This is a genomic window from Cellulophaga sp. RHA19 (assembly GCF_002813425.1).
In the GTDB taxonomy this organism is placed as follows: domain Bacteria; phylum Bacteroidota; class Bacteroidia; order Flavobacteriales; family Flavobacteriaceae; genus Cellulophaga.
Genome location: NZ_PHUL01000001.1, coordinates 1,473,106 through 1,496,417, shown reverse-complemented (window position 1 = coordinate 1,496,417; position 23,312 = coordinate 1,473,106). Strand labels below are relative to the sequence as shown.

Sequence of the window (23,312 nt, the reverse complement as noted above, 5' to 3'; positions counted from 1 at the left end):
CAAGACATAAAATTTTACAATACTAACATAAAAGCAACATTCAATGAGAATTGTAATTGCTAATGCATCGCATATTAAATATGCGCAAATAATTTCTGATACAATAACAGATTCTGCCAAAGTACGCGGTACTGGTATTGCCAAACGTACGCCAGAATATATTTTAAAAAGGCTACAAAATGGTAATGCTGTTATTGCATTAGACGGAGAAAAATTTGCAGGTTTTTGTTACATAGAGGTTTGGGGACACAATAAATTTGTTGCCAATTCTGGACTTATTGTTCATCCAGATTTTAGAAATCTTGGACTTGCAAAACAAATTAAAGAACGAATTTTTAAGCTCTCTAGAGAAAAATTTCCTGACGCAAAAATATTTGGTATTACTACAGGCTTAGCTGTTATGAAAATGAACTACGAGCTTGGTTACAAACCTGTTACATTTTCTGAACTTACAGACGACCCTGAATTTTGGAAAGGCTGCCAAACTTGTAAAAATTTTGATGTACTAACCAGAACAGAACAAAAAATGTGTTTGTGCACTGGTATGTTGTACGATCCTGCTGCAAAACAAAAAGCTACCCAAAAAAAAGAGGTAGATGGCAAAGTATTTAAAAGATTAAAAAGCATAAAAGAACAATTGTTCTTAAAAAAGAAAAATAAAGATGAGTAAATTAGTTTTAGCATATAGCGGTGGTTTAGATACGTCTTACTGCGCAAAATATTTATCAAAAGACAAAGGTTTTGAGGTACACGCTGTTAGTGTAAATACTGGCGGTTTCTCTACACAAGAAATTTCTAACATTAAAAAGAAAGCCATAGAATTAGGCGCAAGTAGCTATACTTCTATAGATGCCGTGCAGACTTTTTATAACAAAGTTGTAAAGTATTTAATTTTTGGTAATGTTTTAAAAAACAATACATACCCATTATCTGTTAGTGCTGAACGTATTGTACAAGCTATAGAAATTGTAAATCACGCTAAAAAAATAGGTGCAAAATATATTGCGCACGGTAGTACAGGTGCTGGTAATGACCAGGTTAGGTTTGATATGATTTTTCAGATAATTGCTCCTGAAATAGAAATTATTACTCCTATTAGAGACAACCAATTATCTAGAGAAGTAGAAATTGCATATTTAAAGGAAAATGGTGTTGACTACCCTTGGGAAAAGGCAAAATACTCTATTAACAAAGGGCTTTGGGGAACTTCTGTTGGTGGTGATGAAACACTAACATCACATTCTCCATTGCCAGACACTGCATATCCTAGTCAGCTTACAGAAAATAACCCCTTAGACGTTAAGTTAACTTTTACTAAAGGAGAACTTACCGCTATTAATGATGAACAAGATAAGCCTATTAACAACATTACAAAGTTAAATGATGTTGCTTCTAAATTTGCTATTGGTAGAGATATACACGTTGGCGATACAATTATTGGTATTAAAGGTAGAGTTGGTTTTGAGGCAGCTGCATCATTACTAATTATAAAAGCACACCATTTGTTAGAAAAACACACACTTACAAAATGGCAACAATACCAAAAAGAACAACAAGGTAACTTTTATGGTATGTTATTACATGAGGGTAATTACCTAGATGAAGTAATGCGTAACATTGAAGCTTTTCTTAAAGACACTCAAAAAAATGTTTCCGGAGATGTATTTATCACGCTACATCCATACAGGTTTGAGCTTAATGGAATAGCATCTAAACACGATCTTATGAATGCTTCTTTTGGTAGTTATGGCGAAATGAATAAAGGATGGACAGCTGACGACGCAAAAGGGTTTATTAAAATTTTATCTAACTCTGGTAAAATATACAATCACGTAAATAAAAATTAAATAGGATGATTAACATAGGTATTATTGGTGGTTCTGGTTACACAGGTGGTGAGTTAATAAGGTTACTTTTAAATCACCCTAAAGTAAATATAGATTTCATTTACAGCACAACTAGAGCTGGTAAAAATATTACAACAGCACATCCAGATTTGCTAGGACAAACAGATCTTAAGTTCACTGGCGATGTAAACTTAAATATAGATCTTGTTTTTTTGTGCCTTGGTCACGGTAACTCTACCACTTTCTTAACAGAAAATTCATTTTCAAGTAACACTAAAATTATAGATTTAAGTAATGATTTTAGGCTACATAATGATGCTACTTTAAACGGGAAGGAATTTATTTACGGCCTACCAGAAACTAATAAAGACAAAATAAAAACAGCTAATTACATTGCAAATCCAGGTTGTTTTGCTACAGCAATTCAGCTTGCATTACTGCCATTGGCAAAAGCAAATATTTTGCATAATGATGTGCATATAAATGCTGTAACTGGTAGTACTGGTGCTGGTGTAAAACCAAGCGACTCTACCCATTTTAGCTGGCGTAACAATAATGTGTCTTGGTACAAACCATTTACACACCAACATTTAGGTGAAATAGGCGAAAGTTTGCAGTCTTTTAAAAATGAAATTGGCGAGCTACTATTTCTCCCACAAAGAGGAAACTTTGCCAGAGGTATTTTTGCTACTGCTTACACAAAATATAAAGGTAGTATACAAGATGCTTATGAGTTATATACTAATTTTTATGCTAATGCAAAGTTTACAAACATATCTGATACAGAAATTCATTTAAAACAAGTAGTAAACACAAACCAATGTCACTTGCATTTACACCTACACAATGGCAATTTATTAGTTACATCTGCTATAGATAATTTACTAAAAGGTGCCTCTGGACAAGCTGTACAGAATATGAATTTAATGTACGGTTTTAATGAAAATGAAGGTCTAAACTTAAAAGCATCCGCATTTTAACATCAATCTAAAAAATAAAAACCGATATGAAATTAGCTATTATAGGTGCAGGAAACTTAGGATTATCTATTGCCAAAGGAATTTTAAATTCTAACGGTGCAACTACAATGTATTTAACAAAAAGAAGTACAGAAAGTATTGAAGAGTATAAAACTTATGGCAACGTAACTGTTACTGCAGACAATAGAGAGGCTGTAAAAAATTCTGACGTATTAATTTTTGCTGTACAGCCCAATCATTTTGAAGCTATTTTAAATGATGTTAAAGATTTGCTTACCGAAAAGCATATTGTAATATCTACCATAACCGGTTTTAGCATTGAAAAAATTGAAGCTGTGCTTGGTAAAGACACCTATATTATTAGAAGTATGCCTAACACAGCAATTTCTGTTGGGCAGTCTATGACCTGTGTTTGTAGCAATGAAATGGGTAAAAAACGTATAGAATTGGCTAAAGCTATTTTTAACAGAATGGGACATTCTTTAGAAATTCCTGAAAGTCAAATGCAAGCTGCAACTGTTATTTGTGCAAGCGGAATAGCTTTTTGGATGCGATTAATACGTGCTACTACACAAGGAGCAATACAACTAGGTTTTGATGCTAAAGAAGCACAAGAATTGGCAATGCATACGTGTAACGGTGCCGCTAGTTTATTAATAGAATCTGGCAATCATCCAGAGCAAGAAATAGACCGTGTAACAACGCCTATGGGTTGCACTATTAAAGGTTTAAATGAGATGGAACATCAAGGACTAAGTTCTTCTTTAATTAGAGGAATTGTGGCTTCGTTTGATAAAATAAGTGAGTTTAAAGTAAAAAATTAAGTATGAATTTATTTGATGTATACCCTTTATATAATGTTACTCCTGTTTCTGCAAAAGGCAGTCAGGTTATAGATGATAAAGGTCAGGAATATTTAGATTTTTACGGTGGTCACGCGGTTATTTCTATAGGACATTCTCATCCGCATTACGTACGTAGAATTAAAGAACAATTAGATAAAATTGCCTTTTACAGCAATGCTGTGCAAAACCCATTACAAGGAGAGTTGGCAGAGAAATTAGTACAATTATCTAATTGTGCAGACTACAATTTATTTTTATGTAATTCTGGTGCAGAGGCTAATGAAAACGCATTAAAATTGGCATCATTCTACACCAACAAATCTAGAGTTATTGCTTTTAATAACGGATTTCATGGTAGAACATCTGCTGCTGTTGCTGCCACAGACAATGCTGCTATAAATGCACCTATAAACAAACAACAGAAAGTAACTTTTTTAGCATTTAATGATATTGAATCTTTTACTACTGAAATTGAAAAAAATGATGTTTGTGCTGTTATTTTAGAGGCAGTACAAGGCGTTGGTGGTTTAGACGAGCCTACAACAGAATTTTATCAAAATATAGAAGCATTATGTAAAAAACACAATGTTGTTTTAATTGCAGATGAAGTACAGTCTGGCTACGGAAGAACTGGCGAGTTTTTTGCTTATCAACATCATAATATAAAACCAGATATTGTAACAATTGCCAAAGGTATGGGTAATGGTTTTCCTGTAGGCGGTGTTCTAATTCAAGAAAAAATAAAAGCATCATACGGTTTATTGGGAACTACTTTTGGTGGTAATCATTTGGCCTGTGCAGCATCATTAGCAGTTTTAGAAGTTATAGAACAAGAAGATTTACTACGCAATGCTGCTAAAATGAATGCTTACTTTTTGAAAAAAGCAGCTACCGTACCCCAAATAAAAAAAGTAAAAGGTCGCGGATTAATGTTGGGGCTTCAGTTTGATTTTGAAGTTAGCGAACTTAGAAAAAAAATGATATACAATCAGTTTGTATTTACTGGCGGAGCTAAAGATAAAACCTTGTTGCGTATTCTGCCTGCGCTAAACATAACCACAGCTTTAATAGATGTGTTTTTTGATGCTTTACAAGCCGAATTAAATAAACTATAATGAAAAATTACGTTTCCATAACAGATATAGATTCTCTTCCCAATTGGGTTGATGAAGCCATAGAATTAAAGAAAAACCCTAAAAAATATAAAAACTTAGGGGAAGACAAAACTATTGTATTATTATTTTTTAATAACAGTTTAAGAACACGGTTAAGTACACAAAAGGCTGCCCAGAACCTAGGTATGGAGGTTATTGTAATGAATTTTGGTTCTGAAGGTTGGACACTAGAATTTACAGATGGTACTGTAATGGACCAAGGTAAATCTGAACACGTAAAAGAAGCTGCACAGGTAGTTTCTCAGTACTGTGATGTTATTGGTATTAGAGCCTTTGCAAATTTACAAGATAAAGAAGAAGATGAGGCAGAATTGGTTATTAACGGATTTATAAAACACGCCACAGTTCCTATTTTAAATATGGAAAGTTCTGTTGGCCACCCGTTACAAGCTTTGGCAGACGCTATTACTTTGGCAGAAAACAACACAAAACCTAAACCAAAAGTTGTACTTTCTTGGGCTCCACATCCTAAAGCTTTACCGCACGCAGTTGCCAATTCTTTTGTAGAAATGATGCATTTGCAAGATGCTGACTTTGTAATTACACACCCAAAAGGGTACGAGTTAAATACTGATATTACAAAAAATACCACTATAGAATATGACCAAGAGAAGGCTTTAGAAAACGCTGATTTTGTATACGTTAAAAACTGGAGTAGTTATCAAGATTATGGTAAAACTATAAATCAAGATAAAAACTGGACAATTACTTTAAAAAAATTAGGAGCTGCTAAATTTATGCACTGCTTGCCTGTACGCAGAAATGTAATTGTAGAAGATGCTGTTTTAGACAGCAACCAATCTTTAGTAATAGAACAGGCCAATAACAGAACTTTTGCTGCACAAATAGCACTAAAAAAAATATTAGAAAACCAGTAACTATGGCACAAAAATTATCCATTGTAAAAATTGGCGGCAACGTAATAGAGAACAAAGAAGAACTAAGTAAGTTTTTAATTGCTTTTTCTAAAATTGAAGGCCTAAAAATATTAGTTCACGGTGGCGGAAAATTAGCTACAGAACTCGGAAAAAAACTAGGTATAGAATCTACACTTATAAACGGAAGACGTATTACAGACGCACAAAGTTTAGAGTTAATTACAATGGTATATGGTGGTTTGGCTAATAAAAACATTGTGTCTAAATTACAAAGTATAAATTGTAACGCTATAGGATTAAGCGGTGCAGATGCTAATGTTATACAAGCAGTAAAAAGACCAGTAAAAGACATAGATTATGGCTTTGCAGGTGATATTGTAACTGTTAATAGCAACGCTATTAATACTATGCTACAAAACAACTGGACTCCTGTTTTTTGTGCACTTACGCATAATAAATCTGGGCAATTATTAAATACCAATGCAGATACTATTGCTTCTGAAATTGCAATTGCAATGAGTAGCTTATATGATACTACCTTGTATTATTGCTTTGAGAAAAAAGGTGTTTTATTAGACGTAACTAATAATAACTCTGTAGTAAAACAATTAAATACAGACACTTACAAAGAACTTTTAGATAGTAAGATAATTGCAGATGGTATGCTCCCAAAACTTGAGAACTGCTTTAATGCATTGCACAAAAAAGTAACTACGGTTTGCATAGGAGATGTTTCTATGTTAAATAAAAATGAAACGCTTTACACCACTATAACATTATAAAATGGAACAAAAACAGCTTACAGAAAAGGCTATAGATTTATTAAAGGAACTAATATCTATACAATCGTTCTCTTCTGAAGAAGATAAAACTGCAAATGCAATAGAAAACTGGTTTACAAGTTTTAATATTCCGTTTACTAGAGACAATAACAATGTTTATGCAAAAAATAAATATTGGGATAATAGCAAACCAACTCTACTTTTAAACTCGCATCATGACACTGTAAAACCAAACTCTGCTTACACAAAAGATCCATTTAATCCGCATATAGAAGACGGTAAATTATACGGCTTAGGTAGTAATGATGCTGGTGGTTGTTTGGTGTCTTTATTGGCTACATTTGTTCACTACTACAACGCAGAGAACTTAAACCACAACATACTTATGGTTGCATCTATGGAAGAGGAATCTGCCGGACCAAATAGCTTAAGAGGTTTACTACCCAAACTACCAAAAGTAGATGTTGCTATTGTAGGTGAACCTACTTTAATGCAGTTGGCTATTGCAGAAAAAGGACTTGTTGTTTTTGACGCAGAAGTAAAAGGAACACCATCTCATGCAGCGCACCCTAATAATGATAATTCTATTTACAACAGTATAAAAGTACTAGAGTGGTTTAAAAATTATACTTTTTCTAAAGTTTCTGATGTTTTAGGCGAAGTAAAACTTACGGTAACACAAATTAATGCTGGCAAGCAACATAATGTTGTACCTGCTAAAGTAGACTTGGTTATAGATGTTAGGGTTAATGATAAATATACAAATAAAGAGGTTGCAGAGATGTTACAAAAAGAAGCTCCTTGCAAGCTTACTCCGCGTGGTTTAAAATTAAATTCATCAGCTATAGATATTAGCCACCCTTTAGTGCAATCTGGCATTGCTTTAGGAAGAGAAACTTATGGTTCACCAACACTATCAGACCAAGCGGCACTTACGTGTCAATCTTTAAAATTAGGTCCAGGTGACAGCACTAGATCACATTCTGCAGATGAATTTATTTATGTAAATGAAATTGAAGAAGGTATAGATTTATATATTAAAATATTAAACGGGTTTCTGTAATAAGCAATCAACTATAAAAACAAAAAGATTATGAAACTTTGGGATAAAGGATTTAGTACCGATAAAAAAATAGATCACTTTACTGTTGGCAACGATAGAGAATTAGATTTGCTACTTGCTAAATACGATGTTATAGCGTCTAAAGCTCATGCAAAAATGCTTGGCAAAATAGGGCTTATTACAGCACAAGAAGCAGAAAGTTTGGTAAAAGAGCTTAATGAAATTGCAAAAACTATAGAAAAAGGAACTTTTGTTATTGAAGATTCTTTTGAGGATATGCACTCTAAAATAGAGTTTATACTAACCGAAAAACTAGGAGATACTGGCAAAAAAATACATACAGCACGTTCTAGAAACGATCAGGTTTTAGTGGCTATGCATTTGTATTTAAAAGATGAATTACAAGAAATTAAGAGCGAAGTAAAAGTTTTATTTGACCTGCTTTTAAACCTTGCCGAAAAATATAAAGGTGTACTATTACCTGGTTATACGCATTTGCAAATTGCTATGCCATCTTCCTTTGGACTCTGGTTTTCTGCCTATGCAGAGAGTTTAATAGATGATTTATATTTTGTTGATGCTGCATACAAAATAGCAGATCAAAATCCGCTTGGTAGTGCTGCTGGTTACGGAAGTTCTTTTCCTATAGACAGAGATTTTACTACTAAAAAAATGGGCTTTGCTACACAAAAATACAATGTTGTTGCTGCACAAATGAGCCGTGGTAAAGTAGAAAAAGCTACTGCTTTTGGCATTAGCAATGTAGCCGCTACCCTATCTAAAATGGCAATGGATATTTGTTTGTATATGAGTCAGAATTTTAATTTTATTTCTTTCCCAGACGAGCTTACAACAGGTTCTAGCATTATGCCACATAAGAAAAACCCAGATGTTTTTGAGCTAATACGTGGTAAATGCAACAAACTACAAGCTATACCAAACCAGTTAATTTTAATAACTAATAACCTACCTAGTGGTTACCACAGAGATTTACAATTGGTAAAAGAAGTTATTATACCTGCCATGCAAGATATTAAAGCTTGTTTAGAAATACTGACTTTTAGCTTAAAAGAAGTACGTGTAAATGAAACCATTTTAGAGGATCCTAAATATGATTATTTATTTAGTGTAGACACTTTAAACGAGTTGGTTTTAAACGGTGTGCCATTTAGAGATGCTTATAAAAAAATGGGCAAAGAAATTAACGAAGGTACTTTTGCTCCTAAAAAAGATATTAAATACACACACCAAGGCAGCTTGGGTAATTTATGCTTGCAAGAAATTAGAAATAAATTAATTGATTAAATTTTACACCTTTTCCCCAAACAAAAATAAAACCCCTGATCTCAGGGGTTTTATTTTGGCTATAAGTCAGCTATTAAAAATATTTTTCTCTAGCTAATTTTACATCAATCTAAAAATGTAACATTTGAAAGCTATTCTTGTTTATATTATCCTTGCTGCTATTTTGGTATTAAGTGTCTGTTAAATATTAGAAATAAAAAAAGCCGTGTTTTTTAAAACACGGCTTTTTTTATTAATTAACCATTCCTAGGTTAACAACTTCTTGTTTTGTTAAGTAACGCCAGTGTCCACGTGGTAAATCTTTTTTAGTTAAACCACCGTAAATTACTCTGTCTAATTTAGCGACTTCATAACCTAGGTGTTCAAAAATTTTAGTAACAATATTACTTCTACTACTAAAAAGTTCAATACCAACTTGGTTTTTAGGTGCGTTATCTACATAACTAATATCGTGTACGTTTACTACTTTTTCATCAATAGCAATACCGTCTTGAATCTTTTTTAAATCTGCAGCACTTAATGCTTTAGATAATTCTACATGATAAATTTTACGCAAACCATTTTTAGGGTTAACTAAACGTCTTGTTAGTTCCATATCATTAGTAAACAACAATAATCCTGTAGATGCTTTTGCCATTTTATCTACTGGCAATAACGTAGCTTTAGATGCATTAGAAATTAAACCAGCAACGTTTCTTTTCCCTTGCTCGTTTCTTACCATTGTACTAAAGTCTTTTGGTTTGTTTAATAAAACGTATTCTCTTTTTTCCGGATTTAAGTGTCTACCGTCAAACTTAACAACGTCTGATAGTTTTACTTTATATCCCATTTCTGATACTACTTTACCATTTACGGTAACACTACCAGCAGCAATAAAAACATCTGCTTCTCTTCTAGAACATACTCCAGAATTAGCAACATATTTATTTAATCTTATAGAATCTGGATTAAATGGCTTTGGAGTATTTTTTGGTTTTGGAGCACCTGAACCAGTAAAATTCCTCTTTCTTGTTCCTCCATTATCCTTTCCTGAAGATTTTCTGTCCTTATTATAGTCAGATTTACTCATTGTATTATATTTTTTGCAAAGGTAGCAAAGGAATTTGAATAACTATATAATAGTTTAACTAATTAATCTTTAAACGTAACAGTGCTTTATTGTTCTCTATTTACTTGTAAATTAGTAACATCTGAATTAGAATTACTATTTTAGTTTACTAAATTTACAACGCTCCTAATACTCTTTAGTTAAGCTAATTTATTCTTCTTTTTCAAGAATGTAGAGGGTTCCTTCTCCATCTAACTGATAAACTTTGTTCTGATGAATTTGCGGTATATTATCTATTGGTATTTTTTCTTTTAGGTTTGGTAATTTAGCGTAATCTTCAACTATTGCGGTTCTATGGTTTATTACTAAAATTTCACCTGTTTTGGTAGCAGTGAGTGCTATATACGTATCATTAATAAAGCGTTTGGTAAAAAATGTATTTTCCTTAAGAACTGGGTGTGTAATTTCTACCTCACGTTCTAATTTACCAGTTGCTAAATCATATACTTGTAGCATATTTTTAACATCAACACCAGTAATAATATGATATAGTTTATCATTTAACTGTACTGGTCTAGATATAAATAAAAAAAGTGGTTTTTGCCATAACACATCTCCTGTAGCGCTATCAATACCAATAATAGTATCATTACGCAATAGTGCTACTAATACAGTTTTGTAATTGTATATCTCGTGCACAGTACCTGCACGTAATTCTTCGTGTTCTGTACCTTTTAAATGTAGATACTCTCCTAATTTAGAAACATCTAATTTCCATAGTTCCTCTGCATTTTCTAACTGATGGCAACTTAGATTGTTTTCTTTTGTTGAAAGAAAAGTATTATTATCAAGTATCTTGTTAATTAAGTTTAAGTCGAATTTATTATTTATAATTTCACTATTTTTTTTTATTACTCTTATTATATTCCATTTATTGTTTTCATTAGATAAGAAAATTCCATTCGTATCATTTAATAAAATTAAGACATAATCTAAATTTTCTATTTTATTGTTTATTGCATTAATCAAGATTGTTTTAAAATTATTTTCATCTAGTAATGCAATTTTATTTTTAATTGAATAAGAAATGCTGTAATTCCCCTTTAAGAAGATTTCTCCATCAATACAAAAATTATTTTCATCGTCGATGTAAAATATTTTATCTTCAATTAGTATTAATTGACTCGATATTTTTCTAATGTTTGCTTTATAAATCATCGAAATATTGAATTAAAATTGCTAGGTATATCTAAATTAAAAATTAAATCTTCGACAAGTTGTGCTTTTGTAGATGTTTGAATTTTAATATTATTGTAATTTAATAATTGTCCAAGTTTAGTTTTATCTAATCCTTCCAAAGCCTTTCTGCCTTCATCAGATTTTAGCATTTTCATAAAGTTATCTTTTAAATAGACTCTACCACCGCTAGCGCAAGCATCTTGCTTGTGCCGTTAAATAAATATTTAAACTAAAAAATTAATCTTTAAACGTAACAGTGCTTTGTCGTTCTCTATTTACCTGTAAATTAGTAACATCTGGTCTTGAGTAATGCCCAACGGGATCAAAGTTTTGTCGTTCTTCATACACCCTATTAAAGTCTATTTTTTGGCAGATTACTCCTTCTTTGTGTAAAACAGGTGCTACTACCCACTCGCCATCTGGACCTGCAATACAAGAGCCTCCGTTTGCTAAAACATCTGGAGCATTTTCTAAAATTTTACTTAAGTGTGGTGTACTTTTAGGAAAATCTTCTTTTCTCATTAAAGATGATACAGAAATAACAAAACTACGAGACTCACGTGCTATAAACCTTGTAATGTCTTTGGTATTGTAATCGCTACCTGGCCAAACTGCTATGTGCAAATTCTCTCCTAAACCGTACAATGCTGCTCTTGGTAAAGGCATCCAATTTTCCCAGCAATTTAAGCCGCCAACCGTAAAATCTTTTAAAGGGTGTACTTGCAAACCGTTGCCGTCTCCCGGCGCCCAAGTTAAGCGCTCATCATACGTTGGTTGTAATTTTCTGTGTACAGATTTTATTTCACCTTTTTCATTTATGTATACTAAAGAACAATAAATACTGTGTCCGCCTCTGTCTTTAGCACGTTCCATAATACCCAAATAAATAGCCATTTTATGAGTTTTAGCTAATGCGCATATGCTGTTTAACTCTCCTGCCTCTACTTGTATAGAATTGCGCACATAATGTGCGTGTATTTCTTTATTTACTTTTAAATCCCATGAAGCACCATTGGTGTGCGCCAACCAAAAAGGGTAACCAGGTAACAATGCTTCTCCAAAAACTAAAAGTTCTGTTTTTTGTTCTGCGGCTGCAACAATTGTATGTTCTATTTTTTTTAATGTAGCTTCTTTGTCTAGCCAAACCGGAGAAATTTGAGCCAAACCAACTTTTAAAATGTTGTTCATTATAAAATTCTGTTTAGGACGAGATTTATATCGACCAACAAAATACTAAAAACACCGCTTATAATTACAAACTTTAAGATATTATGTAATGTATTGTATTGCTTTTTGGTGTCTGATTTCCATAGAAATATTAAAAAAATAACTAATAGTAAAACCGCCAATTTAAAGTAGTAGTGCATATGGCCAACATCAAAATTATAAATAAGTAATAATGATGGTACAAGACTAGATGCTATAAGAATAGTAATTGCAATTTTAGAGGTTTTTGCACCGTAAATCACAGGAATTGTTTTGTAATTTTGAGCTAAATCTCCTGCTATGTTTTCTAAATCTTTTATCATTTCACGTGCTAAAATGAGTAAAAACAAGAAAATTGCGTGTACAAAAATTACTGTTTCAAAGTTTTTATAATACACAAAAACCACAAAAAAAGGTGTTATAGCCAATGTTGCAGACACAAAGTTACCTAAAAATGGTATCTTTTTTAATTTGTGTGAATAGTACCAGATTCCAAAAATATAAGACGAGAAAAAAAGTACAGCTTTAAATGATACGTAACTGGCAAAAAACACAGCTAAAAAGTTAAGTACAAAATAGGTTGTTAACTTGGTACGCTGACTCACCAACCTGTCTAACATTGTTTTTTTAGGTTTGTTTATAAGGTCTTTCTCCGAGTCGTAAAAATTATTAATAATGTAGCCCGATGCAATAACCATTGCTGATACAAGTACTATTATAAATAAATTAAGATCAAAAACTACTCTACGCAATGGTAAGTTTGGCGCCAGTATGTAAATTGATGCCAAATATTGAGCCAGAGCAATTACTAAAATATTGTAACCTCTAACCACAGAAAACAGACTTAAGAACTTTAAAACAAGGTGTTTGTTCTTTCTGTTAAGCATAAAGTAAAAATGAAAATTTTAGAAATTATAAACTACCTCTAAGTTATAATCTTTAAGTTCTTTACGTGCACTATCTATATCCTCTGTAAAACCTAAGATATAACCGCCGCCGCCAGAACCACAAAGTTTTAAGTAGTATTTGTTAGTGTCTATACCGTGTTTCCATAGTTTATGAAACTGAGACGGAATCATTGGTTTAAAATGATCTAACACTACGTGAGATAGTTGTTTTATATTACCAAACAAAGATTTTACGTTACCGCTAATAAAATCTTCAACACAAGCATCTGTATATTTTATAAACTGGTCTTTAAGCATATGCCTAAAACCATCTTCTTTCATACGCTCCATAAAAAGCTGCACCATTGGCGCAGTTTCGCCAATTATACCACTATCTAACAAAAATACAGCTCCTGTACCTTGGTTATTTTGAGACGGTATACTTGTAGACTCTATATTATCTTTAGAGTTTATTAAAATTGGTAAACTTAAATAACTATTTAAAGGATCTAAACCAGAAGATTTACCGTGAAAAAAAGATTCCATTTTACCAAAAATCCCTTTAAGCGTAAGCAATTTATCTTTAGTTAAATTCTCTAGAACAGTAATTTTATTGTGTGCATATTTATGATAAACAGCAGCAACAAGCGCGCCACTACTACCTACTCCATACCCTTGCGGTATAGAGCTATCAAAATACATACCTTGCTCAACGTCTGCTTTTAAAGCTTCAATATCAAAAGAAAAGCTATTATCTTCTGCAGATACTTTTTCTAAATAAAGAGCAAAACGCTGTAAACTCTCGTTAGATTTTTTAGCCTCATCAGTTAATTCATCAGAAGATTTTAATGCTCCTTTAAAAAAATTATAAGGTATAGAAAGCCCTTTAGAATCTTTTATGATTCCGTACTCTCCAAATAATAGAATTTTTGAGTAAAATAAAGGTCCTTTCATTTTTAAATATCTAATTACTAATTTACAATTGTTTAGCGCCTAAACCAATTCTATCACAAAGATACTGCTCGTTTTCGCAATATGCAACAAGCTCATCTTTAATAAACTGGTATACTTGCTCTTTCTCGCTCTCTGGGTACAAAACGTGTACATTGGCACCTGCATCTAAGGTAAAACAAATATTTGACTTATTTATTGCCCTAAATTCCCATATCTTATTGATAATCTGCAATGTATTAGGTTTCATCAAAATAAAATACGGCATACTTGTCATCATCATAGCGTGCAGGGTTAACGCCTCACTCTCTACAATTTCTACAAATCTTTTTAAATTACCCTCTTTAAAAACTGTTTGCAACTCGTCTAAATTTGTATGTGCTTGTGCAAAACGTTCTTTAGCAAATGGGTGGTTGTGCATTAAATTATGACCAACTGTACTGCTTACTTGCTTTTGTCCTTTGTCTACCAACAGTATAGTATCGTGGTAATTTTTAAAAACAGAGTGCACCTCGTTTGGGTATTTTATACCAAACAAATCTGTACTACCTTCTGTTTTTTCATGATTTCCCCATTGTACCAACGGACCTTCTATACTACGGCAAGCACTACCAGAGCCCAAACGTGCTAAAAATGATGCTTTATTATTAAAAAATGCTGTTGTTATAGACGGATTTAGTTTTTTCTCTAAACTCATAAAACACAACGCCAAAGCAGACATACCACTAGCAGATGACGCTATACCACTACTGTGCGGAAAAGAGTTTGATGTTTCTATCTTAAAATGATACTCCTTTAAAAACGGAAGATAAGCTTCAATTCTAGTTAAAAAAGTTTCAATTTTTGGTTTAAAATCTTCTTTAGGTTTTCCTTCAAAAAATAAATCGAATGAAAAATTATCAGCCTTACTATCTAACTTTTCATACGTAACAGAGGTTGTTGTAGCACAGGCATCTAAAGTAAAACTAATAGATGGGTTTGCAGGAATTTGATTATCTTTTTTACCCCAATATTTTACCAAAGCAATATTACTGGGCGATTTCCATTTTACGGTTCCTTCTAAAGCTGCATTTGTATACGCTTTAGGCACAAACTCCTCTTGGGTCATATTTTAAAATTTTAGCAAATATAAAAAGAAAATTCCCAGTAGATTTGGGTTATATAGCAATATAAAAATATATTTTAAGCTTCTAAAGCCTCACATAAACTTATAAGCTTAGCCATTGTTTTGTAGTTTCTGGTTGTGGCTTGCACTTTTAGTTTACGCTCAAAAAAGTTATTGTTACATTTTGCCTTACCAAAACCGTTTAAGCAATGCAAATACACACAATGGTCTGTAATTGTAAACTTTTCTGTAGCATATGTTCCTTTGTTTATTTCTGATACTAACGTTGCGTTAGGTTTAGTTGTCAACAATACAAAGTAAATTTCTTTTTCTTCTTCAGACAAAAACGGATTGTTATTAAAAATTGCTTGTAAGGTTGATGATGCTATCACTAAAACAGGAACATCTAACTTAAAAGTGTTTAAAATTTTAGTGTGTATTTTTTCTGATAAAACATTTGCATCAACCTCATCAGAAGTAAAAACAACATTACCACTTTGTATGTAGGTTGTAATATTAGAGAGTCCTAATTGTAATAGCATTTGCTTTAAATCTGCCATTAAAATTTTATTTTTACCACTAACGTTTATACCTCTTAAAAGCGCTATATAAGTTATCATAATTTAGAAATTGCTTGTGCTGCTATAAAACCACCTGTCCACGCGTTCTGAAAATTAAAACCTCCAGTTATGGCATCTACATTTATAACTTCCCCAGCAAAATACAGGTTTTTTGCTACTTTACTTTCATATGTTTTAAAGTTCACCTCTTTTAAATCTATACCGCCAGCGGTTACAAATTCCTCTTTAAAGGTGCTTTTTCCGTTTACAGAAAACTCACTTTCTGTTAACTGATCTGCTAAATTTTGCAGCTGTATTTTGGTAGCTGTAGCCCATTTTACAGTTTCATCTATGTCTGCTGCTTTAACCAAGTTTACCCACAAACGCCTAGGAATATCTAATATTTTTGTACGCAAAATTGTTTTTTTAGGATCTGTTTCTTTTACCGAATTTAAATACTCTAAAACTGCACCCGGAACCATATCTGGCAACCAATTTACTTGTACTATAAACTGGTAATTTTTTGCATGCAATAGCGTTGCTCCCCAAGCAGATAATTTTAAAATTGCTGGCCCACTCATTCCCCAATGTGTAATTAACAAAGGACCTTCTGCCTCTAACAATGGTTTTTTACTAACCGTAGTTTTTATTTTGTTAGACACCTTTGTTTTGCCTTTTTTAGAGTCAAAAACAGTTACCCTAGCTGTGGTGCTTACACCTGGAATACCTGTAATACGACTATCTTTTATATTAAATGTAAAAAGCGATGGTACTGGCGGCACAATTTTATGCCCCAAACCTTCTAGTAAATTCCATATTTTAGGATTACTACCTGTTGCTACAACTACTTTTTTAGCTTGAAACTCTTTTTTAGGAGTAGTTACAAAAAAGCCTAATTCTGGCTTGTTTTTATCTGCATAAGCAATATTAGAAACCGGACAAAGTTTCATTACCTTAATGCCCAAACGTTGGGTTTCATTAATAAAACAGTCTATTATACTCTGTGATGAGTCGCTTTGTGGAAAAATACGACCGTCTTCTTCTATTTTTAATGGCACACCTCTTTCATCAAAAAAGGCCATAGTATCTCCTGTGCAAAAACTATGAAAAGGTCCTAATAGCTCTTTTTCTCCACGCGGGTAATTAAGTACCAAATCTGCCGGATTAAACTCGGCATGCGTTACATTACATCTACCACCACCAGAAACTTTTACTTTGGCTAAAACTGTTTTACCACGCTCTAAAATAGCAACTTTTAAACTACTATTTTGTTCTGCAATTTGTATAGCTGTAAAAAAACCTGCGGCGCCTCCGCCAATTATAATAACATCAAACATTAATATATACGTTCTGGATAATTTGTAAATATACCATCTACAAGTAAATTTTTCATTTTTATTATATTTTCTGGGGCATTAACAGTGTACGTATACAGTTTAAAACCTTCTCCTTTTATAGTAGCTACAACAGCTGCTGTAATATCTTTTTCATCTGGGTTTATACTTAGTGCTCCCAATTGTTTTGCCATAGGTATTGCTTGTAACGGATCTTCTTCTGTTAACACACCAATAGCTATTTTGCTATTAATTGATCTCATTGCTATTAGCTCATCCCAATTAAAGCTAGAAATAAAAAAATGGTCCAATTTCCAGTTTTTTGTATTGATATAACCCTCTAGTATTGTGTTTACATCTTTTGCTGTGCCTGCTCCTTTTAGCTCAATATTTACAGGAACTTTAGCATTAATAGTGTCTAAAACAGTTGTTAGTAAGGGTATTTTATGGTTGCCTATAAGGGTAAGCTCTTGTAGTTGTTGCCACGTATAATCCTCAACCCTGCCTGTACTATTTGTTAGTCTATTTACCTCACCATCATGAAATACAATAATTTCTCCGCTTTTAATTTTAAAAACATCAATCTCTATCATATCAACCTTTAATTCTAAGGCTTTTTTAATAGAAGCCAAAGTATTTTCGGTCTCATGACCCATTGCTCCTCTATGGCCAATAACAAGTAATTTTTTAGTCATACAAACTAGTATTTACAGTAAAAATACACAAAGTAAAATTGTAAAAAAACTGCATAAAAAAAGGACTAAAACTTAGCTTTAGTCCTTTGTCTTCTATTTTTAATTCTTAATTTTTAGTGGACTCGCGTTCTACTAGTGTAGATTGCAACACCTCTGTAACATAGGTTTCTTCTTCTTTTTCGCTTTCAATTTTTTCTATTAGCATTTTAGAAGCCATTTCTCCCATTTGCTCTCCATGTTGTGCAATTGCAGTTAAACTTGGATAAGCGTATTTAGACAAATTACCATCTGTAAAGCCAATAAACTCTATATCTTCTGGCACTTTTAATCCTCTTTTAAGTGCTACACGCATACTATACATTGCAAATAACTCATGTACACATAAAACAGCATCTACCTCTTCTCTGTCATAAAAATCGCTAATGGCTTGCTCATCCATTTTCATTTGTGGTAAACTTAAAATTAGGTTTTCATTTACCTCTAAACCATGGTCACGCAAAGCATCACAATATCCTTCTGTACGCTGTTTACCAATACTTAAATAATTATCTGTGGTAATTAATGCAATTTTTTTACGTCCGTTTGCTATTAATTTTTTAACTGCTAAATAAGCACCTTCTCTATCATTTATAATTACTTTATCGCACTCAATTTCATCAGTAACCCTATCAAACATTACCAAAGGAATACCTTGGTCTGTAATTTCTTTAAGGTGATTGTAGTCATTTTTTAATTGTGTTTCTACAGACAAAGACATTATAAAACCATCTATACTACCATTGGCAAGCATTTCCATATTTATAACTTCTTTATCAAAAGACTCATCAGAAAGGCAAACAATAACATTATACCCTTTAGAATTGGCATAACTCTCTATACCACGTACTACAGTTGTAAAAAAATGATGTACAATATCTGGTATAATTACCCCTATATTTTTTGTTCGCTTATTTTTTAAGCTAATTGCAATATTGTTTGGTCTGTAGTTGTAAAGTTTTGCATAAGCTTGTATACGCTCTTTGGTATCTCTGCTTATTTCTTCACTATTTTTAAGTGCTTTAGAAACAGTAGATATAGACACTTCTAACTCTCTTGCTATGTGTTTAAGGGTGATAACTTTTTTCAAAATGAACTTTGTTTTTTTCTAACAGATGAATGTACATATAAAAAACAATATTCTAAAATAATAAAAGCAGATTGTGATTTTAAATTTGTCTTAGATTGAAGAAATTGACAATTATCTACTAAAATTTATCCGCCTTTCGCAAAAATCTCACTCTTTAATTCTGAAATTCGTTTTTCTGCAAACACTACAAAATACTGACTACTAGAGTCTTTAGACTCTGATTTTTGCTTTAACTTAGTGTAATAATTAAGTTTTAGCTTGGGATCTTTATAATATTTGTCTGCGTAAATACTGGCTTGGTACAAATACAATACTTTAGTAGGATTTTCAGTATAAGCCATATTATAATATTTTATTGCCGTTTTATAGTCTTTCTTATCTACAGCAATACGGGCTGCAACCTCATATTCTTGGTCTAATTTATAAGAATGTGCATCTATTGCCTTTTTTATATACACCGTTGCACTATCTAGTTTTTTATCTTTTCTATACACCTCACTAATCATACGTAAAACTTTTATGTTTTCTAAATCGTATTCTAGTAATTGTTTGTAGTTTTCTATAGACTTCTCATAATTTTCTATACTATTATATGCGTAACCTAATCTGTTGTACACCTTTTGATCTTTTTTACCTAGACTTAGTAATTTTTCATAACACTTAATAGACGATTTATAACTTCCTCTATTAAATAATGCTAATGCCTTTACATTTATAAGTACAGGATCGTTCTCAAAAAAACTTAACCCTTGATCTGCATATTTTAATGCAAAATGATTTTCATGTTCACCTACATAATGTATACTTAAGCGCTGTAATGCTCGTAAGTGTGTACTATCTATATCAAGTGTTTTTTTATACCACAATACACTTTTATTTTCTTCATTTATTGCACTAAAAGATCTTGCTAGGTTATAACTGTACTCTGGGTTAGTTTTAGATATAGTTACAAGTTTAGCAAAAAGGCTATTTGCTTGTTTAAACTTATTAGTTTTTAAATACAACTTACCTAAGTTAAATCTAGCAACCAATAAACTTGTGTCTTTTGTTACAATACTATTGTATTGAGCAATAGCTTTGTCATAATTACCAATAGCATTGTATGCTTTTGCAATTTGAAGATTTGCACTCGCATTATTTATTTTAGCATACTGGTTAATTGCAGCAGTATAATTACCGGTATTATATAAACTGTCTGCAATTTTAAAAGCCGAGGATTGCGCCCCAGCTTTTAAAGTTAAAAACAGAACAATTAATTGTATTGCATAAAAACTTTTAGTCATTTTTTTTCTGCAGCTTAAATGTAATTGGCAATGAAAAAGGAACTTTTACGGCTTTTCCTCTTTGCTTACCTGGTGTAACATTTGGTAATTTTTTTATAATATTCAACGCAACTTCTTCCAATCTAACATCTGGTCCACGCATCTGAATTTTACCAATGCTACCGTCCTCCATCATAACAAAACGCACAGAAACTCTACCTTGTACTCCTTCTTTTTGTGCAGATTCTGGATAACTAAAATGTTTTCTAATATGTTCATTTATTTTATCATTAAAACAAGCTTTTTTATCTGTAGCATTTTCACAACCTGGAAAAACAGGAACCTCATCTATTACAGAAAAAGGAACTTCTTTTGCGTCTTTATACAACCTATCTTTTTCTTCTTGTTCTTTACGTAATAAAGCTGCCTTTACATCTTTAGTTAGTTTTTCTTTATCACTCTCTGGTGTTAACTTAAATGTAATTGGCAATGAAAAAGGAACTTTCACGGCTTTTCCTCTTTGCTTACCTGGCGTAACATTTGGTATTTTTTTTATAATATTCAACGCAACTTCTTCCAATCTAACATCTGGTCCACGCATCTGAATTTTACCAATGCTACCGTCCTCCATCATAACAAAACGCACAGAAACTCTACCTTGTACCCCTTCTTTTTGTGCAGATTCTGGATAACTAAAATGTTTTCTAATATGTTCATTTATTTTATCATTAAAACAAGCTCTTTTATCTGTAGCATTTTCACAACCTGGAAAAACAGGAACCTCATCTATTACAGAAAAAGGCACATCTGCCATTTCATCCTGTTTAACTGGAGTATCTTTTACTTCCTGAATATCGCTTTCTGTATTTGTATCTTTTTCTTGCCCTTTAGAAGATGTATAAAAAAGAATACATACTATAGTTGGCAACAATAACAAATACTTACTTGCCCATATTTTTTTAGATTGTTTTTTTTGTAACATTTTAATTCGTTTTTTAATTAATGATGATGAAAAAAAGTGATTTATAAATGAGATATTTTCTGTTTGAAAAACTTGAGACAATAATAACTCATACTGTTCTTTTCTATGAATCTTAGCTACTTTTGCGTCTGCAATAAACTCATGTACTTCTGATATTCTACTTTGATAAATATAAACCAGAGGATTAAACCAAAGAGCAATACGTAATACCTCAAAAAACAATAAATCTACTGTGTGTTTTTGTCTAATATGTACTAACTCATGCTCAATAATATTAGCATACTCTTTAGTTTTTATTTTATCACCCAAAAAAATAGTTTTAAAGAACGAAAAAGCACTATTACTTTGCTTTAAAACAACCTCAGTAAAATCTGTATAAACTGTTTTTTCTCCTCTTTTACGTAATTTATGCAGCTGGCGTATTTTGAATAAAAATAAAAAAAGTGCTACCACCACCCCAATACTAAAGATAATACCATACCAAGGCATTGTTAATTGTTGTGCTACATTGGTATTATTTAAAAGAGCTGCATTTGTGTCTAAATCGTAATTAGAAAACATAAATGGTGTGTAAACGGCAACTGCACCTGGCACCTTACTTTTAAATATATCTAAAGCTATTAGTGGCATTAAAAACGATAGCACACAGGTACCCAATAAATACAATCTGTTCCATTGAAAAAAGGTTTCTCTCCTTAAAAACACATCATAAATAATTATGAAAACTAACTGAAAAGCAAGACTTTCTATTACGTACTGTACCATCGTTTTTATATTTTATTACTGTAGCTTAAATGTAATTGGCAATGAAAAAGGAACTCTTACATTCTGCCCTCTTTGCTTACCCGGAGTAAATTTTGGTAATAACTTAATTATACGCAAAGCTTCTTCCTCTAACCTAACATCTGGACCACGCATTTGTATATCCTCTACACTACCATCTTCTTGTATAACAAAGCGTACAGAAACTCTACCTTGCACACCTTCTTTTTGTGCTTCTTCCGGATAGTTGAAGTTTTTTCTAATATGTTCGCTTATTTGCTCATTAAAACAATCTCTAGTTTCAAGAGCATCTTCACAGCCAGGAAAAACAGGAACTTCTTCCACAATCGAAAAAGGCACATCCACAGTCTCTACAACCACCTCCGTTTTTGCTTCTACTGCATCTATTTCTGCATTGTTTTCTGTTTCACAAGAGGTATAGAATAACATACCTGCAACTAATGGTACTAATGATAAATATTTTAGTTTTAAAACTTTACCCGATTTTGATTTTTGTAACATAACTATTCGTTTTTTAATTAATGATGATTTATAAAAGTGGTTGATGAATGAGATGTTTTTTGTCTCAAAAATTTGAGACAGCAGCAACTCGTACTGTTCTTTTTTACTCGTTTTTTTTACTTTAGAGTCGGCTATAAATTCGTGTACTTCTGCTATTCTGTTTTGATAGATATACACTAGTGGATTAAACCAAAGGGCGATGCGCATTACCTCAAAAAATAATAAATCTAATGTGTGTTTTTGTTTCACATGTACTAACTCGTGCTCTAAAATGCTTTTTTCGTTTTCTTTTGTAACCGCATCGCCCATGAAAACAGTATTGTAAAATGAAAAGGCATTATTACTTTTAGGAATTGTAACTTTTATATAGTCTGTGAATTTTTGCTTTTCTCCTGCTTGCTTCAATTTTATAATCTGATACGTTTTATAAACAAACAAAGCAAATGATATTACTGCTCCTATTACAAATAACACTTTAAGCCAAGGAAAACTGTTCTCTTCTGCAGCCTGAGATGAATTTGCTGTTAATACAATTTCATCTAAAACAATGGCTGCATATTGTTGTGATACTACAGTTTTAAATACAGGCAATTTTACAAAGGGTAAAAATAAAGACACTAAAAACGTAGCTATTAAATACACTCTGTTGCTTTGGAAAAAAGTCTCTTTCTTTAAAAACAAATCATAAATTGCTAAAAACAACAACTGAAATGTGATTACTAAAACTATATACTGTACCATCTTTATTTAAATTTTTA

General features: G+C 32.0%; 23 protein-coding genes. 9 read left to right on the top strand and 14 right to left on the bottom strand.

The features are described 5' to 3' along the window. Positions 1 to 43: 43 nt before the first annotated feature. The 9 genes from AX016_RS06665 to argH are packed head-to-tail and all read left to right on the top strand — an operon-like array spanning position 44 to position 8,875. Positions 44 to 670 (top strand): GNAT family N-acetyltransferase, encoded by a 627-nt coding sequence (locus AX016_RS06665; protein WP_100894876.1) that lies wholly within the window; start codon positions 44 to 46, stop codon positions 668 to 670. After that, positions 663 to 1,847: an argininosuccinate synthase gene (locus AX016_RS06660; RefSeq protein WP_100894875.1), complete on the top strand. Its 1,185-nt coding sequence runs from the start codon at positions 663 to 665 to the stop codon at positions 1,845 to 1,847. Before AX016_RS06665 ends, AX016_RS06660 begins: the two co-directional genes overlap by 8 nt. Before the next feature lie 5 nt (positions 1,848 to 1,852). Then, on the top strand, positions 1,853 to 2,827 hold the full coding sequence (argC, locus tag AX016_RS06655) for an N-acetyl-gamma-glutamyl-phosphate reductase (RefSeq protein WP_100894874.1): 975 nt from the start codon (positions 1,853 to 1,855) through the stop codon (positions 2,825 to 2,827). Between the two features lie 26 nt (positions 2,828 to 2,853). Then, positions 2,854 to 3,651: a pyrroline-5-carboxylate reductase gene (gene proC / locus AX016_RS06650; RefSeq protein WP_100894873.1), complete on the top strand. Its 798-nt coding sequence runs from the start codon at positions 2,854 to 2,856 to the stop codon at positions 3,649 to 3,651. A 2-nt stretch (positions 3,652 to 3,653) separates the two neighbouring features. Continuing rightward, on the top strand, positions 3,654 to 4,787 hold the full coding sequence (locus AX016_RS06645; protein ID WP_100894872.1) for an aspartate aminotransferase family protein: 1,134 nt from the start codon (positions 3,654 to 3,656) through the stop codon (positions 4,785 to 4,787). Beyond that, a complete protein-coding gene (locus tag AX016_RS06640; protein ID WP_100894871.1) occupies positions 4,787 to 5,725 on the top strand; it encodes an acetylornithine carbamoyltransferase in 939 nt (312 codons plus the stop codon). Before AX016_RS06645 ends, AX016_RS06640 begins: the two co-directional genes overlap by 1 nt. Before the next feature lie 2 nt (positions 5,726 to 5,727). Beyond that, positions 5,728 to 6,507: an acetylglutamate kinase gene (argB, locus tag AX016_RS06635; protein ID WP_100894870.1), complete on the top strand. Its 780-nt coding sequence runs from the start codon at positions 5,728 to 5,730 to the stop codon at positions 6,505 to 6,507. 1 nt (position 6,508) lies between these two features. Then, positions 6,509 to 7,570, top strand: coding sequence for a M20 family metallo-hydrolase (locus AX016_RS06630; RefSeq protein WP_100894869.1), 1,062 nt, complete (start codon positions 6,509 to 6,511; stop codon positions 7,568 to 7,570). Positions 7,571 to 7,600: 30 nt separating this feature from the next. Continuing rightward, on the top strand, positions 7,601 to 8,875 hold the full coding sequence (gene argH, locus AX016_RS06625) for an argininosuccinate lyase (RefSeq protein WP_100894868.1): 1,275 nt from the start codon (positions 7,601 to 7,603) through the stop codon (positions 8,873 to 8,875). Positions 8,876 to 9,107: 232 nt separating this feature from the next. On the opposite strand, the gene AX016_RS06620 is transcribed toward argH, so the two are convergent. The 14 genes from AX016_RS06620 to AX016_RS06555 form a co-directional block, all read right to left on the bottom strand. Continuing rightward, on the bottom strand, positions 9,108 to 9,944 hold the full coding sequence (locus AX016_RS06620) for a pseudouridine synthase (RefSeq protein ID WP_100894867.1): 837 nt from the start codon (positions 9,942 to 9,944) through the stop codon (positions 9,108 to 9,110). A gap of 189 nt (positions 9,945 to 10,133) precedes the next feature. Then, on the bottom strand, positions 10,134 to 11,141 hold the full coding sequence (locus AX016_RS06615) for a PQQ-binding-like beta-propeller repeat protein (RefSeq protein ID WP_100894866.1): 1,008 nt from the start codon (positions 11,139 to 11,141) through the stop codon (positions 10,134 to 10,136). Next, entirely contained in the window at positions 11,138 to 11,317 is a 180-nt protein-coding gene (locus AX016_RS06610; RefSeq protein ID WP_100894865.1) for a hypothetical protein, read from the bottom strand. Before AX016_RS06610 ends, AX016_RS06615 begins: the two co-directional genes overlap by 4 nt. Before the next feature lie 82 nt (positions 11,318 to 11,399). Continuing rightward, positions 11,400 to 12,350 carry a carbon-nitrogen hydrolase family protein gene (locus tag AX016_RS06605; RefSeq protein WP_100894864.1) on the bottom strand — a complete coding sequence of 317 codons (951 nt, stop codon included), beginning with the start codon at positions 12,348 to 12,350 and terminating at the stop codon, positions 11,400 to 11,402. Next, on the bottom strand, positions 12,350 to 13,255 hold the full coding sequence (locus tag AX016_RS06600) for a geranylgeranylglycerol-phosphate geranylgeranyltransferase (RefSeq protein WP_100894863.1): 906 nt from the start codon (positions 13,253 to 13,255) through the stop codon (positions 12,350 to 12,352). Before AX016_RS06600 ends, AX016_RS06605 begins: the two co-directional genes overlap by 1 nt. A gap of 18 nt (positions 13,256 to 13,273) precedes the next feature. Next, a complete protein-coding gene (locus tag AX016_RS06595) occupies positions 13,274 to 14,209 on the bottom strand; it encodes a mevalonate kinase family protein (protein WP_100894862.1) in 936 nt (311 codons plus the stop codon). A 22-nt stretch (positions 14,210 to 14,231) separates the two neighbouring features. Further along, entirely contained in the window at positions 14,232 to 15,314 is a 1,083-nt protein-coding gene (mvaD, locus tag AX016_RS06590; protein ID WP_100894861.1) for a diphosphomevalonate decarboxylase, read from the bottom strand. A 74-nt stretch (positions 15,315 to 15,388) separates the two neighbouring features. Next, positions 15,389 to 15,931, bottom strand: coding sequence for a DUF1697 domain-containing protein (locus AX016_RS06585; protein ID WP_100894860.1), 543 nt, complete (start codon positions 15,929 to 15,931; stop codon positions 15,389 to 15,391). After that, positions 15,928 to 17,208: an NAD(P)/FAD-dependent oxidoreductase gene (locus AX016_RS06580; RefSeq protein ID WP_100894859.1), complete on the bottom strand. Its 1,281-nt coding sequence runs from the start codon at positions 17,206 to 17,208 to the stop codon at positions 15,928 to 15,930. Before AX016_RS06580 ends, AX016_RS06585 begins: the two co-directional genes overlap by 4 nt. Continuing rightward, positions 17,208 to 17,900, bottom strand: coding sequence for a glycerophosphodiester phosphodiesterase (locus AX016_RS06575; RefSeq protein ID WP_100894858.1), 693 nt, complete (start codon positions 17,898 to 17,900; stop codon positions 17,208 to 17,210). The genes AX016_RS06580 and AX016_RS06575 overlap by 1 nt, the downstream gene beginning before the upstream one ends. 106 nt (positions 17,901 to 18,006) lie before the next feature. Next, a complete protein-coding gene (locus tag AX016_RS06570) occupies positions 18,007 to 19,026 on the bottom strand; it encodes a LacI family DNA-binding transcriptional regulator (protein WP_100894857.1) in 1,020 nt (339 codons plus the stop codon). A 125-nt stretch (positions 19,027 to 19,151) separates the two neighbouring features. After that, the gene (locus tag AX016_RS06565; RefSeq protein ID WP_100894856.1) at positions 19,152 to 20,309 is read right to left on the bottom strand and encodes a tetratricopeptide repeat protein; all 1,158 of its coding nucleotides are present in this window, start codon (positions 20,307 to 20,309) and stop codon (positions 19,152 to 19,154) included. Continuing rightward, positions 20,302 to 22,035 carry a M56 family metallopeptidase gene (locus AX016_RS06560; RefSeq protein ID WP_100894855.1) on the bottom strand — a complete coding sequence of 578 codons (1,734 nt, stop codon included), beginning with the start codon at positions 22,033 to 22,035 and terminating at the stop codon, positions 20,302 to 20,304. Before AX016_RS06560 ends, AX016_RS06565 begins: the two co-directional genes overlap by 8 nt. 15 nt (positions 22,036 to 22,050) lie before the next feature. Beyond that, a complete protein-coding gene (locus AX016_RS06555; RefSeq protein WP_100894854.1) occupies positions 22,051 to 23,295 on the bottom strand; it encodes a M56 family metallopeptidase in 1,245 nt (414 codons plus the stop codon). Positions 23,296 to 23,312 lie beyond the last annotated feature (17 nt).

Coding starts and splice junctions, on each gene's coding strand:
- AX016_RS06665 (WP_100894876.1), top strand. CDS start 44: ATGAGAATTGTAATTGCTAATGCATCGCATATTAAATATGCGCAAATA.
- AX016_RS06660 (WP_100894875.1), top strand. CDS start 663: ATGAGTAAATTAGTTTTAGCATATAGCGGTGGTTTAGATACGTCTTAC.
- argC (WP_100894874.1), top strand. CDS start 1,853: ATGATTAACATAGGTATTATTGGTGGTTCTGGTTACACAGGTGGTGAG.
- proC (WP_100894873.1), top strand. CDS start 2,854: ATGAAATTAGCTATTATAGGTGCAGGAAACTTAGGATTATCTATTGCC.
- AX016_RS06645 (WP_100894872.1), top strand. CDS start 3,654: ATGAATTTATTTGATGTATACCCTTTATATAATGTTACTCCTGTTTCT.
- AX016_RS06640 (WP_100894871.1), top strand. CDS start 4,787: ATGAAAAATTACGTTTCCATAACAGATATAGATTCTCTTCCCAATTGG.
- argB (WP_100894870.1), top strand. CDS start 5,728: ATGGCACAAAAATTATCCATTGTAAAAATTGGCGGCAACGTAATAGAG.
- AX016_RS06630 (WP_100894869.1), top strand. CDS start 6,509: ATGGAACAAAAACAGCTTACAGAAAAGGCTATAGATTTATTAAAGGAA.
- argH (WP_100894868.1), top strand. CDS start 7,601: ATGAAACTTTGGGATAAAGGATTTAGTACCGATAAAAAAATAGATCAC.
- AX016_RS06620 (WP_100894867.1), bottom strand. CDS start 9,944: ATGAGTAAATCTGACTATAATAAGGACAGAAAATCTTCAGGAAAGGAT.
- AX016_RS06615 (WP_100894866.1), bottom strand. CDS start 11,141: ATGATTTATAAAGCAAACATTAGAAAAATATCGAGTCAATTAATACTA.
- AX016_RS06610 (WP_100894865.1), bottom strand. CDS start 11,317: ATGAAAATGCTAAAATCTGATGAAGGCAGAAAGGCTTTGGAAGGATTA.
- AX016_RS06605 (WP_100894864.1), bottom strand. CDS start 12,350: ATGAACAACATTTTAAAAGTTGGTTTGGCTCAAATTTCTCCGGTTTGG.
- AX016_RS06600 (WP_100894863.1), bottom strand. CDS start 13,255: ATGCTTAACAGAAAGAACAAACACCTTGTTTTAAAGTTCTTAAGTCTG.
- AX016_RS06595 (WP_100894862.1), bottom strand. CDS start 14,209: ATGAAAGGACCTTTATTTTACTCAAAAATTCTATTATTTGGAGAGTAC.
- mvaD (WP_100894861.1), bottom strand. CDS start 15,314: ATGACCCAAGAGGAGTTTGTGCCTAAAGCGTATACAAATGCAGCTTTA.
- AX016_RS06585 (WP_100894860.1), bottom strand. CDS start 15,931: ATGATAACTTATATAGCGCTTTTAAGAGGTATAAACGTTAGTGGTAAA.
- AX016_RS06580 (WP_100894859.1), bottom strand. CDS start 17,208: ATGTTTGATGTTATTATAATTGGCGGAGGCGCCGCAGGTTTTTTTACA.
- AX016_RS06575 (WP_100894858.1), bottom strand. CDS start 17,900: ATGACTAAAAAATTACTTGTTATTGGCCATAGAGGAGCAATGGGTCAT.
- AX016_RS06565 (WP_100894856.1), bottom strand. CDS start 20,309: ATGACTAAAAGTTTTTATGCAATACAATTAATTGTTCTGTTTTTAACT.
- AX016_RS06560 (WP_100894855.1), bottom strand. CDS start 22,035: ATGGTACAGTACGTAATAGAAAGTCTTGCTTTTCAGTTAGTTTTCATA.
- AX016_RS06555 (WP_100894854.1), bottom strand. CDS start 23,295: ATGGTACAGTATATAGTTTTAGTAATCACATTTCAGTTGTTGTTTTTA.